This window comes from Peribacillus muralis, assembly GCF_001645685.2.
Classification (GTDB): Bacteria; Bacillota; Bacilli; order Bacillales; family DSM-1321; genus Peribacillus; species Peribacillus muralis_A.
The window spans coordinates 1602376-1618043 of sequence record NZ_CP017080.1 but is presented as its reverse complement, the minus strand read 5'-3'; the positions used below and the strand labels follow the sequence as shown (position 1 = coordinate 1618043).

The 15668-nt window shown below is 44.6% G+C and carries 17 protein-coding genes; 1 reads left to right on the top strand and 16 read right to left on the bottom strand.

Going from position 1 to position 15668, the window contains the following annotated elements:
- Nucleotides 1-17: 17 nt before the first annotated feature.
- From ABE28_RS07795 to ABE28_RS07750, 10 genes are all read right to left on the bottom strand, one after another.
- Nucleotides 18-251: an acyl carrier protein gene (locus ABE28_RS07795; protein WP_034313729.1), complete on the bottom strand. Its 234-nt coding sequence runs from the start codon at nucleotides 249-251 to the stop codon at nucleotides 18-20.
- Nucleotides 252-308: 57 nt separating this feature from the next.
- Nucleotides 309-1052, bottom strand: coding sequence for a 3-oxoacyl-[acyl-carrier-protein] reductase (gene fabG / locus ABE28_RS07790; RefSeq protein WP_064461832.1), 744 nt, complete (start codon nucleotides 1050-1052; stop codon nucleotides 309-311).
- Nucleotides 1049-1996 carry an ACP S-malonyltransferase gene (gene fabD, locus ABE28_RS07785; RefSeq protein WP_064461831.1) on the bottom strand — a complete coding sequence of 316 codons (948 nt, stop codon included), beginning with the start codon at nucleotides 1994-1996 and terminating at the stop codon, nucleotides 1049-1051. Before fabD ends, fabG begins: the two co-directional genes overlap by 4 nt.
- 24 nt (nucleotides 1997-2020) lie before the next feature.
- Nucleotides 2021-3010 carry a phosphate acyltransferase PlsX gene (gene plsX, locus ABE28_RS07780; protein WP_064461830.1) on the bottom strand — a complete coding sequence of 330 codons (990 nt, stop codon included), beginning with the start codon at nucleotides 3008-3010 and terminating at the stop codon, nucleotides 2021-2023.
- Nucleotides 3011-3034: 24 nt separating this feature from the next.
- Nucleotides 3035-3592, bottom strand: a complete 558-nt coding sequence (gene fapR / locus ABE28_RS07775) for a transcription factor FapR (RefSeq protein WP_064461829.1) — start codon at nucleotides 3590-3592, stop codon at nucleotides 3035-3037.
- A gap of 117 nt (nucleotides 3593-3709) precedes the next feature.
- A complete protein-coding gene (gene recG, locus ABE28_RS07770) occupies nucleotides 3710-5761 on the bottom strand; it encodes an ATP-dependent DNA helicase RecG (RefSeq protein ID WP_064461828.1) in 2052 nt (683 codons plus the stop codon).
- A complete protein-coding gene (gene sdaAA, locus ABE28_RS07765) occupies nucleotides 5758-6642 on the bottom strand; it encodes an L-serine ammonia-lyase, iron-sulfur-dependent, subunit alpha (RefSeq protein ID WP_064461827.1) in 885 nt (294 codons plus the stop codon). Before sdaAA ends, recG begins: the two co-directional genes overlap by 4 nt.
- A 40-nt stretch (nucleotides 6643-6682) precedes the next feature.
- Nucleotides 6683-7345: an L-serine ammonia-lyase, iron-sulfur-dependent subunit beta gene (gene sdaAB / locus ABE28_RS07760; RefSeq protein ID WP_064461826.1), complete on the bottom strand. Its 663-nt coding sequence runs from the start codon at nucleotides 7343-7345 to the stop codon at nucleotides 6683-6685.
- A 347-nt stretch (nucleotides 7346-7692) separates the two neighbouring features.
- Complete coding sequence (locus tag ABE28_RS07755) at nucleotides 7693-9363, bottom strand: DAK2 domain-containing protein (protein WP_064461825.1); 1671 nt, start codon at nucleotides 9361-9363, stop codon at nucleotides 7693-7695.
- Between the two features lie 18 nt (nucleotides 9364-9381).
- On the bottom strand, nucleotides 9382-9744 hold the full coding sequence (locus tag ABE28_RS07750; RefSeq protein ID WP_061144584.1) for an Asp23/Gls24 family envelope stress response protein: 363 nt from the start codon (nucleotides 9742-9744) through the stop codon (nucleotides 9382-9384).
- Nucleotides 9745-9997: 253 nt separating this feature from the next.
- Here ABE28_RS07750 and rpmB point away from each other — a divergent pair, with 253 nt between their 5' ends.
- Complete coding sequence (gene rpmB / locus ABE28_RS07745) at nucleotides 9998-10186, top strand: 50S ribosomal protein L28 (RefSeq protein ID WP_034313767.1); 189 nt, start codon at nucleotides 9998-10000, stop codon at nucleotides 10184-10186.
- A 190-nt stretch (nucleotides 10187-10376) separates the two neighbouring features.
- Here the strand turns inward: rpmB and spoVM are convergent, their stop codons facing one another.
- From spoVM to ABE28_RS07715, 6 genes are all read right to left on the bottom strand, one after another.
- Nucleotides 10377-10457: a stage V sporulation protein SpoVM gene (gene spoVM, locus ABE28_RS07740; RefSeq protein ID WP_034313769.1), complete on the bottom strand. Its 81-nt coding sequence runs from the start codon at nucleotides 10455-10457 to the stop codon at nucleotides 10377-10379.
- A 119-nt stretch (nucleotides 10458-10576) separates the two neighbouring features.
- On the bottom strand, nucleotides 10577-11230 hold the full coding sequence (locus ABE28_RS07735; protein ID WP_064461824.1) for a thiamine diphosphokinase: 654 nt from the start codon (nucleotides 11228-11230) through the stop codon (nucleotides 10577-10579).
- 100 nt (nucleotides 11231-11330) lie between these two features.
- Nucleotides 11331-11978, bottom strand: a complete 648-nt coding sequence (rpe, locus tag ABE28_RS07730; protein ID WP_064461823.1) for a ribulose-phosphate 3-epimerase — start codon at nucleotides 11976-11978, stop codon at nucleotides 11331-11333.
- 1 nt (nucleotide 11979) lies between these two features.
- Complete coding sequence (gene rsgA / locus ABE28_RS07725; protein WP_064461822.1) at nucleotides 11980-12861, bottom strand: ribosome small subunit-dependent GTPase A; 882 nt, start codon at nucleotides 12859-12861, stop codon at nucleotides 11980-11982.
- Between the two features lie 23 nt (nucleotides 12862-12884).
- Nucleotides 12885-14909 (bottom strand): Stk1 family PASTA domain-containing Ser/Thr kinase, encoded by a 2025-nt coding sequence (gene pknB, locus ABE28_RS07720; RefSeq protein ID WP_064461821.1) that lies wholly within the window; start codon nucleotides 14907-14909, stop codon nucleotides 12885-12887.
- Nucleotides 14910-14914: 5 nt separating this feature from the next.
- On the bottom strand, nucleotides 14915-15664 hold the full coding sequence (locus ABE28_RS07715) for a Stp1/IreP family PP2C-type Ser/Thr phosphatase (protein ID WP_064461820.1): 750 nt from the start codon (nucleotides 15662-15664) through the stop codon (nucleotides 14915-14917).
- Nucleotides 15665-15668: the final 4 nt, after the last annotated feature.

The window sequence follows — 15668 nt, the reverse complement described above, 5'->3', positions numbered from 1 at the left end:
AGTCAAATGACCATTCATTACATAGTGCTTTGTATGTAATTCACAGCATCACCTACTGTGGCGATTTTTTCAGCGTCGTCGTCCGAAATTTCCATATCGAACTCGTCTTCGAATTCCATAACTAGTTCAACTACATCTAGGGAATCGGCTCCAAGATCTTCTTTGAAAGAAGCTTCAAGTTTCACTTCTGATTCTTCCACGTTCAAACGATCCACAACGATTTTCGTTACTCTTTCTAATACATCTGCCAATTTGTTCACCTCCCCTCAAGACATTATAAATTAAATTCGAAAAAAATCAAAGAAAACTTACATAACCATGCCGCCATCTACATGAAGAGTTTGTCCAGTCATATATTTGCTGGCATCTGAAGCAAGGAAAGATGCGACAGAAGCAACTTCTTTAGGGTCACCGAAACGAGCCAGCGGAATTTGGTCCAGCATCGCTTTTTGGACATCTTCAGGCAATTCCCCAGTCATATCGGTTGAAATGAAGCCGGGAGCAATCGCATTTACCGTGATCCCTCTTGAAGCAAGTTCCTTCGCAGTAGTTTTGGTCAGGCCGATTACACCAGCCTTCGCCGCAACATAATTGGCCTGCCCTGCATTACCGCTAACGCCGACAATCGAAGCCATGTTGATGATCCTGCCGCTGCGCTGCTTCATCATTTGCCTCGTGACCGCTTTTGTACAAAGGAACACGCCTTTAAGATTCGTATTGATCACTGCATCCCATTCTTCTTCTTTCATGCGCATCAATAAGTTATCTCGTGTTATACCCGCATTGTTTACTAAGATATCCACGCGGCCGAACCGTTCGACGACCTCTTTGATCATGTTTGTCACTGATTCACCATTGGCGACATCACATTGGATGGCGAATGCTTCACGGCCCAAGGCCTTGATTTCATCAACCACTTCATTTGCTTTCGCCTCACTGCCGGAATAATTGATGGCTATATCCGCTCCCTGAAGGGCAAGTTCTAGCGCCACTTCCCTGCCAATGCCCCTTGAGGCTCCTGTTACGAGTGCCTTTTTACCTTTAAGGATCATGCTTGTACCTCCTTCAGAGTTTCGACTGTTTTCGTCAGGGTTTCTAGATCGGAAACGGAGTGGATTTGCACGGAACGGTCAATTTTCTTGATTAATCCGCCCAATACCTTCCCCGGGCCTACCTCTATGAATGTATCCACGCCCAGCTCTAGCAGGGTTCTGACGCTGTCCTCCCAAAGGACTGGGGAATACAGCTGTTCGATTAATTTCACTTTAATTTCATCTGGTTCAGTGATCGGCTTGGACGTTACATTTGAAATGACGGGGATTTCTGCTTGTTTGATGACCACTTCATCAAGGATACCCTGTAATTTCTCTGCAGCTGGTTTCATCAATTCCGAATGGAAAGGTCCGCTCACTTCAAGGGGAAGTGCCCTTTTCGCCCCATTCTCCTTCGCCTTTGCACTTGCCAGTTTAACTCCCTCGGCTGTGCCGGAAATGACGATTTGTCCTGGGCAATTAATATTGGCCAATTGAACGGAGTCGCCTGCTGCTGTTATTTCTGAAGTCACTTCAGCCAAGGCTTCACGGTCCATGCCAAGTATTGCTGCCATTGAGCCTTGACCATTCGGAACAGCCGCTTCCATGAACTCCCCACGCTTACGGACGGTATAGACGGCGTCTTCAAAAGAGATGGCACCTGATGCCACCAATGCCGTATATTCACCCAAACTATGGCCTGCTGTATAATCCGCTTTGATCCCCGCTTCTTCCAAAGCGCTGACTAGCGCATAACTTGTTGTCAATAAAGCTGGCTGTGCATTGTAGGTTACCGTCAATTCCTGCTGTGTACCATTAAAGATAAGTTCGGAAAGCGGTAAATCCAGTTTTTCATCCGCTGTACGAAAAATTTGCTGAGCACGCTCGTTTTCCTGATACAAGCTAAGCCCCATTCCAATTGACTGTGAACCTTGTCCTGGAAAGACAAAAGCAATTTTACCCATCTGTTACTCCCCTGCCTCTATGATTTATTGTTGTTTTTCTATCGTCTTGGCAATGGTCGGGATGACATCATGACCAACCATATCGCGAGTCTGGCGTATGGCATTATAGATGGCGTTGGCATCTGAAGATCCGTGCGCCTTGATGACAGGAGCCCTCAGGCCGAATAATCCAGCGCCGCCATACTCCGAATAATCCATTTGGTTTTTAATGACCTTTAATTCCGGCTTCACCATCGCTGCAGCCAACTTGCTCTTCAAGTTGCTAGTCAAAGCCGTCTTCAGCATGGTGAAGACGCTCATAGCCGTACCTTCCAGCGTCTTCAACACCATATTTCCCGTGAATCCATCCGTCACGACGACATCAGCAGGTCCATTTAGAAGGTCTCGAGCCTCAACATTCCCAATAAAGGTGATTTCAGATGACTGCTGCAGCAATGAAAAAGCATGCTTGGTCAATTCATTCCCCTTTTTTTCTTCTGTTCCGATATTCAAAAGCCCGACCCGAGGTCTATCAATCCCCCGCACTTTTTGGGCATAAACAGATCCCATTATCGCGAATTGCAGCAGATGCTCCGGTTTCGCATCGGAATTAGCACCCACATCAAGAAGGACAAATCCTTTTCCATCGATTGTCGGCAGTGTCGGTGCCAGTGCAGGACGTTCGATGCCATCAATTCTTCCGACCACAAACAAACCAGCAGCCATAAGCGCTCCTGTATTGCCTGACGAAATGCATGCATCCGCTTCACCATCTGCCACCTGTTGTGCGGCCAATACCATCGAGGCACTTTTCTTGCGGCGAACCGCGCGAACAGGCTCATCGGTACTCAATATTTTATCTTCAGTATGTACGACCTTTATCCGGCCATGTTTGGTCAAGTGCTGGTTGATCTCGGCTTCATTCCCGACCAAGCTGATTTCCACATCGGAAAAAGCCTCGACAGCTTTCATCGCTCCTAAAACCTGTGCTTTAGGGGCGTGATCACCACCCATTGCATCTATTGTTATTTTCATGTTCTTTCATCCTTTACTAGAAAGTTAAGAGCGATACATTTCGAACTCGCCTTTAAAAACCAGCTCATTACCTACGTAGCTTCTGACCTCCACCACTGATCGATCATTGGTATGGTCCACGCTTTTAACCTTCGCTTTAGCTACCACTCTTTCATTTTCCTTTACGGAACGAGTAAAGGAAATGGATGCCTTTGCAGTCAATGCCAATTCATCATTCATGACCGCTACCGCCAATGAATTTGCTTGGGCAAAAAGGTGATGCCCCCTGGCAATTCCGTTCCGTTTGAAGACATGCTCTTTTTTTATATCCAAAATCGAAATGGCATTGTCATCTAAATTGAGATCAATTACTTCCCCGATGATTTCATCCAAAGGCAAAGCCCTGATTTCGTCACTGAATTTTTTCTCGGCCACGTTCTTAATGCGTTCACGCAGTTCCGGTATCGATAATTCAAGCCGATCAAGCCTAATTGTCTGGACGCTCACCGAATATTTTTCAGCCAGCTCCTCATCCGTTACAAAAGGATTCTGTTTAATCGTTTCGATTAATAATTGCTGGCGTTCCTTCTTGTTTCTTCGCATTTGAAGGTCACCATCCGTAGTATTATGACTAGGTACTAATAGTAGTATATATATTTTAAAAACAGATTGCAAGATATTGTGGAAATTCTCGCAATCTGCTAATCGATTTTCATTATTTTAATCCAGTTTTTCTCCCGTAAACACCCCTGTACCCTCTAAATAGTCGCGTAACGGTGCATATTCCCCGGAATGCCAAAAGCTTTGGGAAGCAATCAATTTTGCGGCATCCTCGCGAGCCACTTCCAAGGTCCTGTAGTCATGGACCATGTCAGCTACTTTGAACTCCGGCAGGCCGCTTTGCTTTTTGCCAAAGAAATCGCCTGGGCCGCGAAGTTCCAAATCTTTCTCTGAGAGGACAAAGCCATCATTTGTTTCTGTCATGATTTTCATCCGTTCTTTACCGACCTCCGTTTTCGGATCTGCCAGGAGAATGCAAAAGGACTGATCGCTTCCCCGTCCTACCCTTCCCCGTAACTGATGCAGCTGGGACAGACCAAAACGCTCCGCATCATATATGACCATTACCGTTGCATTAGGAACATTCACTCCAACCTCTACAACGGTCGTAGAGACGAGGATTTGCGCAATGTTTACACTGAACTCCTGCATGACCTCGTCTTTTTCATCAGCGGGAAGGCGCCCATGCATGAGCCCCACTTTATACCGATTGGCAAAGTACTGTGTCAGCATGGCATGGACATCCAAGACATTTTGCAAAGAATCGAGCTTTTCCGATTCCTCGATCAATGGACAGATGACGTAAGCCTGCCGTCCTTTTTTAAGTTCCTTTTCAACAAAAGTCAATATACGATCAAGCATTTGATGTTTAGCCCAATACGTTTCTATCGCCTTGCGTCCAGCCGGCATTTCATCTATCGTCGAAACGTCCATTTCACCAAAAACGGTAATCGCGAGCGTACGGGGTATGGGTGTTGCCGTCATGAATAGAACATCTGGATTGGCACCTTTTTCACGGAGGATCCGACGCTGCTCGACCCCAAAACGATGTTGTTCATCCGTGATGACAAGACCGAGGTTTCGAAAATTCACTTCATCCTGTATCAAAGCATGCGTTCCGATCAAAAGGTCAATCTCACCGGATTCAAGCATTTCCAATAGCTCCCGACGCTTTTTGCCCTTCACTGAACTAGTCAATAATGCCACCTTCACTCCAGTCGGCTCAAGCATGGCCTTCAATGATTGCGTATGCTGCTCAGCCAGGATTTCAGTCGGGACCATGAGTGCACCTTGGAAACCAGCTGTAATCGTTGCCTTGAGGCAGATGGCAGCCACGACCGTTTTTCCTGATCCAACGTCACCTTGAAGAAGGCGATTCATCCGATAAGGAGATTTCATATCATTCAAGATTTCCTCGACAACACGATTTTGAGCATGTGTTAAAGGGAAAGGAAGCGTTCCTACGAAGGCTTCCACTGACTTCCCGTCAAATTCCTGACCAATTCCTTTTGACTGCTCCCGCTGCACTTTACGCAATGCCTGCATTTTTAGTTGAAACATTAAAAATTCCTCATATACAAAGCGGCGCCGCGCCTTCTTGATATCATCAGCAGAAAAAGGGAAATGCATCATACGAAGAGCATCTTTACGCGGCATCAGCTTGTATGTAGCCAGTAATTGCGGAGGTAAATTCTCTTCAATCATGGATCCATACTGAGAAAATGCATTGGAGATGAAACGGCGCAAGCCTTTTACGGTAATACTTCCCTTGACGGAATAAACAGGTTCAAACTCTTTCTCGCGGCTGTGATTGCCAATATGACATTCTGAGCCAGTAATGGTTTGGCGATGACGATCCCATTTTCCGGTTACCGTTATGGTTTCCCCTATCGTAAGTTTCGGCTTCAAATAGGGTTGATTAAAAAAGATGACATTTATTAAATATCTCCCGCTCAATAATTTAATGGTCAGCCTCGACTTTTTCTTTCCAAAGTAACCTAATGTCGGGATGGTATGAATCTTTCCTTCGACGGTAACGCGTTCTTCATGTTCTACCGTCTCTAAGTCCCTCAAGCGGTAATCTTCATAACGATAGGGAAGGTGTTCAAGGAGATTCTTGACGGTATGAATCTCCATTTCCTCCAAGGCTGCCGCCGTTTCGTTGCCAATCCCTTTCACTGCCGTTATCGGTTCAAATATGGTGGAGTTCACTTTTTATTGAGCGGCAGGCCAAAAATTTTCGCTTCCAACTCCCGTCCAGTTGGTGTAGCCGCTAATCCTCCTTGTGCAGTTTCCCTAAGAGCCGATGGCATCGTTTGCCCGATTTTGTACATTGCATCAATCACTTCATCACATGGTATACGGCTTGTAATCCCCGCCAACGCCATATCAGCTGCAACCATTGCATTGGCCGCCCCCATCGCATTCCGTTTCACACAAGGCACCTCCACAAGCCCAGCTACAGGGTCACACACAAGACCAAGCATATTCTTTAACGTGATGGCCATAGCTTCAGCACTTTGCGCAGGTGTTCCCCCCGCCATTTCCACGATTGCTGCCGCTGCCATTCCTGCAGCTGACCCGACCTCTGCCTGACAGCCCCCCGCGGCTCCAGAAATTGAAGCGTTGTTCGCTACAACAAAACCGAACGCCCCTGCAGTGAATAAGAACGCGATTTTCTGTTCACGATTCGGTTTTAATTTGTTCTGCAAAGCAAAAAGGGTTCCCGGCACCACCCCAGCAGATCCGGCAGTGGGTGTCGCGCAAATGGTTCCCATGGCCGCGTTCACTTCGTTTGTTGCCACTGCTTTGCTCACCGCATCCAACAACAATTCGCCGGATAGGAAATTTCCGGATTTAATGTAATTCTGAAGCAGGACTGCGTCACCGCCTGTAAGTCCTGAAACGGACTGTACACCTTGGAGGCCCTTTTCAACAGCCTGTTCCATTACATCCAGGTTGACTCCCATCTGGTGGATGATTTGTTCACGACTTCTGCCCGTTACTTCCATTTCCTGTTCTATCATCAATGTTGATATTCTTTTCTGCTTTGCTTCAGCTAATTCTATCAACTCTGCAACATTTCGAAACATGCTATCTTCTCCTTCCTAAGTGGAAACGATTCGATTGCCTTCAATCAACAATCCTAGCTACTTGAGTGATGTCGGGGAGCGCTGCAATTTCATCAATGACTCGATCCTCAAGGTTTTGATCCACTTCAATCGTCATCAGCGCCATTTTCCCCTTTCCCTTACGGGAAACTTCCATCTGGCCTATATTGATTTGATGCTTAGCCAAAATGTTGGAAACACTGGCAATCGCCCCAAATCTGTCATCGTGAACGACTAGTATGGCAGGGTTGTGACCCGAAAGCCTTAATTTAAACCCATTTAATTCGACAATTTCAATTTTTCCCCCGCCAATCGATATACCGACGAGTTCAAGTTCACCATCATCATCCCCCACTAATATTTTTGCTGTATTGGGATGTTCAGGTACGGCCTCTTCTTCCCGAAAAGTAATTTTCATTTTCTTTTTGCGGGCTATTTCCAACGATTCTTTAATTCTCTCGTCAAATGTATCAAAATCAAGTAAGCCTCCGACAATGGCTACATCCGTTCCATGCCCTTTATAGGTTTTGGCGAACGAACCATAAAACGAAATATGTGCCCATTTAGGTTCACGGTCAAATAAATTCCTGGCCACCCTTCCGATTCTTGCAGCACCGGCTGTATGGGAACTAGAGGGGCCAATCATAACAGGACCTATTATATCGAATACACTTCTGAATTTCATGCATTGCTCCTCCTTCAGCTATTGAAATCAAGGGAATGGAAAGGTGTTAGATTAATAATAACGTCAAATTCACCGTAACTCCAACCTGGCTGTTCATATGTCTCATTAAAAAAATGAGGTTCTTTTCGTATTATTGGTGTTTTTTATAAAACCGATTTACGCTTGATTGGAGCGGAGTAGTGGATAGGCGAGCATTTGAGGGGTGAACAGCGACAAATAATGAGATAACAGCCAAAAAATAAAACTGCATAGCCTAATGACATATGCAGTTTCTTGCCTTTTATTCATTCATGATCATAAGAATAGAGGAACATCAAATCTATGCCTTCATCTACATGACGTCTTATTTATTCAATTGAAAAAATGAAGGAATACAAAGGTTGTTTTCCATTATGGACTTCCACTTCAACGCCTTCGAAATTCTCCTTGCAATAAGCAACGATATTTTCAACTTCTTCTGCATTGGCGTCTTCTCCATATAAAATCGTCAGGATTTCAGCATCATCGTCAATCATCTCGGAAAGAAGTTCTTTTGCCGCTTGCGCCTTGTCTTTATCCTTCACTTTGATGGTTCCTTCAGCTATGCCCATGAAATCCCCAGTCTCGATGGAAAGACCATCAATGTTGGTATCACGTACAGCATATGTGATTTGGCCCGTTTTCACGTGTGCAAGGGCTTCACTCATCGCTTTTTCATTCTCGGAAGCATCAAGTGATGGATTGAATGCCAACAAGGCAGCCATTCCCTGTGGTACCGTTTTTGTAGGAACGACCGTCACATGATCACCAAGTACATCTGCTGCCTGATTGGCAGCCATAATGATATTTTTATTGTTAGGCAAGATGATGACATGCTCGGCATTTGCCTCCTCGACAGCTTTAACGATATCTTCCGTGCTAGGATTCATCGTTTGTCCGCCCTCGATTACCGACTTAGCGCCAATGCTTTTGAACAATTCACTGATGCCCGCACCCATAGCAACGGACACCACTCCGTATTTATCTTTTGTTGCCGGTTTCGTTTGAAGCGGAGTGTGCGTTTCACCAACAATCGCAGTATGCTGTTCGCGCATATTATCGATTTTCATTTTGATTAAACTGCCGTATCGCTGTCCATAATTGAGACATTCCCCAGGCTGTTCAGAATGAATATGTACTTTGACGACTTCATCATCTGAAATGACTAATAATGAATCTCCGTATTCACTTAAATCATTTCGGAATTTATCCTCATCAAATGATTTATTAGCCAGCTTGTCGCTTTCTAGACGGACCATGAATTCCGTGCAGTAGCCAAACACGATATCCTCCGTGCTCATATGCCCTTGAACGTTCATGTGATGTTCGGCACTGACCATGTCATCCATGCTAGGGCCATGTTCAGAACGGACTGGAAGGGCTTCACCTTTCAACTCAGCAAGGAAGCCTTCATATACAAATACCAAGCCTTGTCCGCCGCTGTCAACGACTCCCACTTCTTTCAAGACTGGAAGGAGATCCGGTGTGCGTTTCAGTGAGGCATTGGCCTCCGTTACGATTTCCTCCATTACCTGAATGAGGTCCCGATGCCTGGCAGCGGATGTAACCGCTTGCTTGGCTGCATCTTTGGCAACCGTCAAAATTGTTCCTTCGACAGGTTTCATGACAGCTTTGTAAGCTGTTTGTACGCCTGCTTCAAAAGCTTGTGCGAATTCTTCACTATTTATTTCAGATTTATGTTCGATCGCTTTTGCAAAGCCGCGGAACAACTGTGAAAGGATAACTCCAGAATTGCCGCGAGCGCCCATAAGCAATCCTCTTGAAAGGGATGTGCCCACTTTTCCGATGTGGTCCTGGACGTTATTTTGCACTTCCTTGGCTCCGGAAGTCATCGATAAATTCATATTTGTTCCAGTATCTCCATCTGGGACAGGGAAAACATTCAACGCATCAACCATTTGAGCATTAGCCGCTAAATGATTGGCACCTTGAATGATCATTTCTGCAAAGCGCTTTCCATTCAAACTTGTAATTGACACTAAACTTTCCTCCTATACTTAAGGGTTCGTCACACGAACTCCCTGGACAAAAATGTTAACGGAATCGACTGCTAATCCTACAGTTTTGTTCAGAGTGTACTTTACCTTTGATTGCACATTATGCGCAACTTCCGAGATTTTTGTTCCATAGCTTACGATAATATACATATCGATATGAACTTCTTCCTCTTCTTGACGGACTATTACACCCTTAGTAAAGTTTTCTTTTCTTAAAATTTCAGCAATGCCATCTTTAAATTGTTTTTTGGAAGCCATTCCTATAATTCCGTAGCAATCCACTGCTGCTCCGCCTGCTACAGTAGCGATAACATCATTAGAGATATCAATTTGTCCATATTTCGTTTGTAGTTCAATAGACATTTCTCTTTTCCCTCCCAAAAAATCAAATCAACTAAAGACATTTTACTATAATGTCTAAGGTTTTAAAAGTAAATGTCTTACGGTACTTAATATAATTCAATTTTATAGTATGTATGTCAAGGTTTTTTTCTTGAAAGTAATTAACTGAAGTATTGCATTCTCACGGTAGGTATGATAAATTATTAAAGTATTTTACAAAGACTTAAGATGACTGTGAAAACTTAAGCTTGGTGTAGTTAGGAGGGAATTTAACATGGCACGTAAATGTGTAATCACTGGAAGAAGAACTCGTTCTGGTAACAGCCGCTCTCACGCAATGAACGCTAGCAAGCGTACATGGGGCGCTAACCTTCAAAAAGTACGTATTTTAGTTGACGGTAAACCTAAACGTGTATACGTTTCTGCAAGAGCTCTTAAATCGGGCAAAGTAGAACGCGTATAATGTTACGGCATCCTCTAAGGATGCCTTTTTACTTGAATTGGCTGACAATTTAATGGGGATGGTTGATCGCTAGTATATCAGCATCTAGAAAATCATCACCCATTAACCGATGGCCGGCACATTCATTATCCTCTGAAAACCCGAAAAATAACACCTCCCTGTATTCGAGAGGTGTCATGTGGAATAAGTATCAGCCCTTTTTAAACGCTCCGAGCATAGCCCTTACCAAACTGCCCAGAACTTTTGGCAATTTAATCGTATAAAATTTCATCATGCCCCTCCTCTTTGCATCCCACAGTTAAAGATGAAGTGGAATTTTTCTATTACACATAAGCTTTTTAGCGGATATAGGATTTGTAATTATATCCGAATCTGCCTTAAGCATGAATTTTAATCTCTGCTTCTTATCATCATTAATATGCCCTCCTTAAATGAAACATTCCCAGATTCGGAAATTAGTTCATTGCTGATACAGAGAGTCGAACCTAGCTCCAAGCAGCGATCGCTCAATGGATATTTGAAGCCCTTCAGCGTGATGCCAGTGACTTCCGATGTGACCGGAAGGAATGATATGTACTTCTTATCTTCCAGCGCAGCAACCTCATAAGAACCTGCTGTCTTGACTGTGAAAATGTTTTGTCGGTCGACTATGTATATATCCATATCGGCATGATTTGGAAGGATGCTTTCCTTCTGGAGCAGTTGGATATTGCCAAGAAAATGATCCATTCTGCCCCCGGTGGCGCCAAGAATGTGAATTTCACACGGTTTTTGATCTAATGCCCATTTAAAAGCGATTTCCAGATCGGTTTCATCCTTTTCAGATGAATATAAGTTTACTTGCTGAAGCCTTCGGACAATTACCTTGTATTCTTCTTCCGAGACCGAATCGAAATCCCCAAAGCCACATTTAGGTTTGATTCCATTGTCAAGCAAGGCCCATACTCCCCTATCAACTCCGACCCAAAGATCAGTCATTTCCCTATACCTTTCCAAATCCGGCCATAACGATTCCGGACCGCCAGCCATTATACTAATGATCATGATTATCATCCTTTATACGTATATGATATACGAGATTTCTTTATGAAGACTGTTAAAAAAAGCCGATCATTATCATATATTCGATAATGTCGGCTTTGAATCAATTTCCCCGAATCTTTTGAATTGCTTCACGTCGATCTTCCTGATTATAAATTGCTGACCCGGCCACCAGGACCGTCGCCCCTTGTTCGATACAAAGTTTAGCTGTTTCTTCATTGACTCCGCCATCAACCTCTATTTCCAGATCCTGATTATCGCGGACTGCCATCGCCTTCACTTCAGCGATTTTTGGCAAGACGGATGTGATGAACTTTTGCCCGCCAAAGCCTGGATTAACCGTCATCAACAGCACCATATCAATATCTTCGATTATAGGCTGGAGCACGGACGCTGGCGTGGCTGGGTTAAGCACCACTCCTGCCTTGACACCATAGGATTTAATTAACTGGATTGTGCGGTGCAGATGTGTGCAGGCCTCAACATGCACCGTAATATAATCGGCTCCCGCATTTGCGAACGCCTCGATATAACGGTCAGGTTGTTCGATCATTAAGTGGACATCAAGCGGCAGCTTTGTCACAGGTCGAATGGCTTCGACTATTAATGGTCCGATGGTAATATTGGGCACGAACTGCCCATCCATGACATCCACATGGATGAAATCAGCCCCGCCTCTTTCCACATCCAGTATTTCCTCTCCCAATTTTGCAAAGTTAGCTGATAAAATCGAAGGTGCAATTTTAACCATTTCAATACCTCGGCTTTCTATCTCTTATTTCTTCCAAGAATTGCATATAATGCTCATAGCGATATTCCGGGATTTCCCCGGATCCCACCGCTTCCTTCACGGCACATTTCGGTTCTTTATCGTGCAAACATGCCCTGAACTTACAGTCCTCTCCATGCTCATGCATTTCGGGGAAGCAATAGGATAACCGTTCAGGTTCCATCTCCATGAATTCAAGCGAACTGAAACCAGGTGTATCCGCGACAAGGCCAGAGCCGATATGAATCAATTCGACATGACGCGTAGTATGCTTACCCCGTCCCAGATGTGAGGAAATGTCATCAGTCTTCAAAGCCAGTTCAGGATTGATTGCATTCAGTAAAGACGATTTCCCGACTCCTGACTGACCGGCAAATACACTCGTCTTCCCTTCTAGATAAGGAACCAGTTCTTCAATGCCTCCTGTGGTAACCGAAGATGTTTCCAATACGGTATACCCAAGTTTTCGATAATCATTGATGTACTGGGTCAATTTCGTTCGGTTTTCGGGAGTGACCAAGTCCAGTTTCGTCACGACGATAATGGGCTCGATTTCGTTATCTTCGATAAGTACGAGAAAACGGTCAAGCAGCGCTGGACTGAAGTCAGGTTCAACTGCCGAAAAGACGAGGATGGCTTGATCTACATTTGAGATTTGCGGACGTATCAATTCATTCTTTCGCGGTTTTATTTCGGTAACGGTCCCATCCGTTTTGTTTTCCGCTTGGAACACTACATAATCGCCAACAAGCGGAGTTACCTTATTTTTCCTGAAAACGCCCCGTCCGCGGCATTGAAAAACTTCTTCCCCATCAAGCACATAATAAAATCCGCTTAGTGCTTTAATAATTTTTCCTTCGGGCATAGCCACACTCCTAATTAATATATTTAGTCGGGATAAGAGACGGCTTTGTCGATGATGACCTGGTTGTCCCTCATGACCTTGTAGCCTGCTTTCTTATCCGGCGAAACCGTCAATACGATCGTTCGCTTGGCATCTTCCACGATAAAGAATGATTCTTTAGGCTCTGTCATGCTATTGTTGATATCTTCAATAAAAATCTGCACCTTTTGCGCTTTGCCAGGAGCAACTGGATCATATTCAATCTTGATCTCCTCCGTTACGGTCTTGGGAGGGATCTCTTCTTTCCCTTTTGAGACGACAACTTTCACCGTACTGCCTTTTTCGACCCTTGTACCCGGTTCAGGCGACTGGGAAATGACCAGTCCCTTCTCGACGGAATCATCATAGACCTCTTCTTCAGAATCGATCTTCAACCCACTTTCATTGGCATAATCATTTAGGCCAGCTTCATTGAACCCCTTGAGATTTTTCAAGCTCAATAAATCTTCCCCCTTGCTGACCGTCAATTCAAGTTCCGTTTCGGATGGAACGATTTCAGTGGCACTGGATGGCGTCTGATCTATGATGGTACCGGGATCGCTATCATCATACTTATAGGTGACGATCGTGTTTTTGAAACCCATATTCTCCACCAGAGATTTAACATCCGAGTAATTTCGGCCTTCATAGTTGGACAGCGAAATCGTTTCTTTTCCGGCACTTTGATAAATATCGACTTTCGCCCCCGCCTTGACGGTTTTCCCTTCCTTCGGATTGGTTTTGATCACCAGCCCCGCTTCAACCTCATCGTCCTCAATTTCGATCGTATCTCCGACGACCAAATCCAAGTTAAGTAAATCAGTAATGGCATCATCCAAATCTTTCCCTTTAAGGTCAGGGATCGTCACTTCCTTCGAGCCGAAAAGGGAAGGTCCTATAGTGACGGATAAGACGGCAAGCAGTGCAAGGACTAAAAAGATGGACACCAAAATGGCTGGCATTCTCCTTCGTTTTTTATCCTTTTGTTTAGACTTCATTTTTTGTTTTTTCTGTTTCTTTTGTTTTTTGTTCACTTTCATGACTTCTACTGAGTCATCTCCACCATCGTCTGCATGAACTACCGTATTTTTTTCCGGTCCTCTTATGATCGTTTCATCAATGCTCGAAAGCTGATCATCCGTAATGACGGGTATTGCTTTCGTTGCATCATGGTCTTCCGGTATCATGAAGGGCTGCTCATTCGAACGCTCAGGATTGAGTGACGTTCGAATGTCATCTTCCATTGAATCTACACTCTCATACCGGTAATATGAATCTTTCGCTGTCGCCCTCAAAATAATATTTTCTACACTCTGCGGTATTTCAGGATTCCAGCGTTTTGGTGAAGGAGTTTCCGATTGTAAATGTTTAAGTGCTATCGACACGGCAGATTCACCCGAAAAAGGCAATCTACCCGTCAGCAATTCAAACATGACGATGCCAAGCGAATAAATGTCCGATTTCTTATTGGCCATTCCGCCCCTTGCCTGCTCCGGTGATAAGTAATGGACGGAGCCCAAAACGGCGTTCGTCTGAGTGATGTTGGTTGCACTCAAGGCCAAGGCAATTCCAAAGTCCGTAATCTTGACGGTTCCTTCTTTATCGATCAGTATGTTCTGTGGCTTGATGTCACGATGGATGATCCCGTTATGGTGGGCATGGGAAATCGCTGCCGTTATTTGCTTCATGATATCCAAGGCTTTTTCGACTGGAATCGGATAATATTTTTGTATGTATTGCTTAAGGGTGAAACCGTCCACATATTCCATGACGATATAATAGATGGCATCTTCTTCACCAACGTCATAAATGCTTACGATATTGGGATGGGCCAAACTGGTTGCCGATTGAGCTTCCCGGTTGAAGCGCTTGATGAATTCTTCGTCATTGTTGAAGTCCATGCGAAGGATTTTCAATGCAACATCCCTATCCAAGATCATATCCCTTGCAAGGTAGACGTTCGCCATACCGCCGCCACCGACCATTTCGATCAGTTTATAACGGCCGTTGATTCTTCTGCCAATCAGCATTCAATTCACCTGCTTTCGCTTTCATCAGTAAATTGAACAAGCACAAGGGTGATGTTGTCTTCCCCACCGTAGTGATTGGCCTTATCTATTAATGAATTTGCCTTTTCTTCAAGAGACTGCCCATTTATAACCGTTTCTTCAAGCTCCACTTCACTCACTTTGTTCGTTAAGCCATCCGAACAAAGCAACAATAAATCACTTTCTTCGAATATGACCGTCGTGATATCCATTTCAACTTGCATTTCTGTCCCCAAGGCTCGTAATAAAACATTTTTTCGTGGATGGTTCTCGGCATCTTCCTTCGAAATCTGCCCTGATCGGACCAGCTCGTTAACGAGTGAATGATCCTCCGTAACCTGCTTAAAGCCACTCTCATTATACAAATAACATCGACTGTCCCCAATATTGGCAATGGTCGCGAACTTGTCAGTACAAATAGCAGCAACAACGGTAGTTCCCATTCCCTTACATTCCGTATGTGCCTCGGCATATTCGAATAGCGAATGATTGACCAAGAAGATTTGCTGTTTTAGCCACTCCTCGGCATCATTGGCCGTTTCAATTCCGCTGGATTCCTCCCAGCCCTTTTTCATAAGGTCTATCGTCATCGCACTTGCTACATCCCCGGCACGGTGGCCGCCCATGCCATCGGCAACGATGGCAAGGCGGACGCCTTCCGAGTTTTTAAAGATTCCGCCATTATCTTCATTATGCTGGCGGACCCTTCCACGGTCTGTTTTAAATATCGCCCTCATAGGG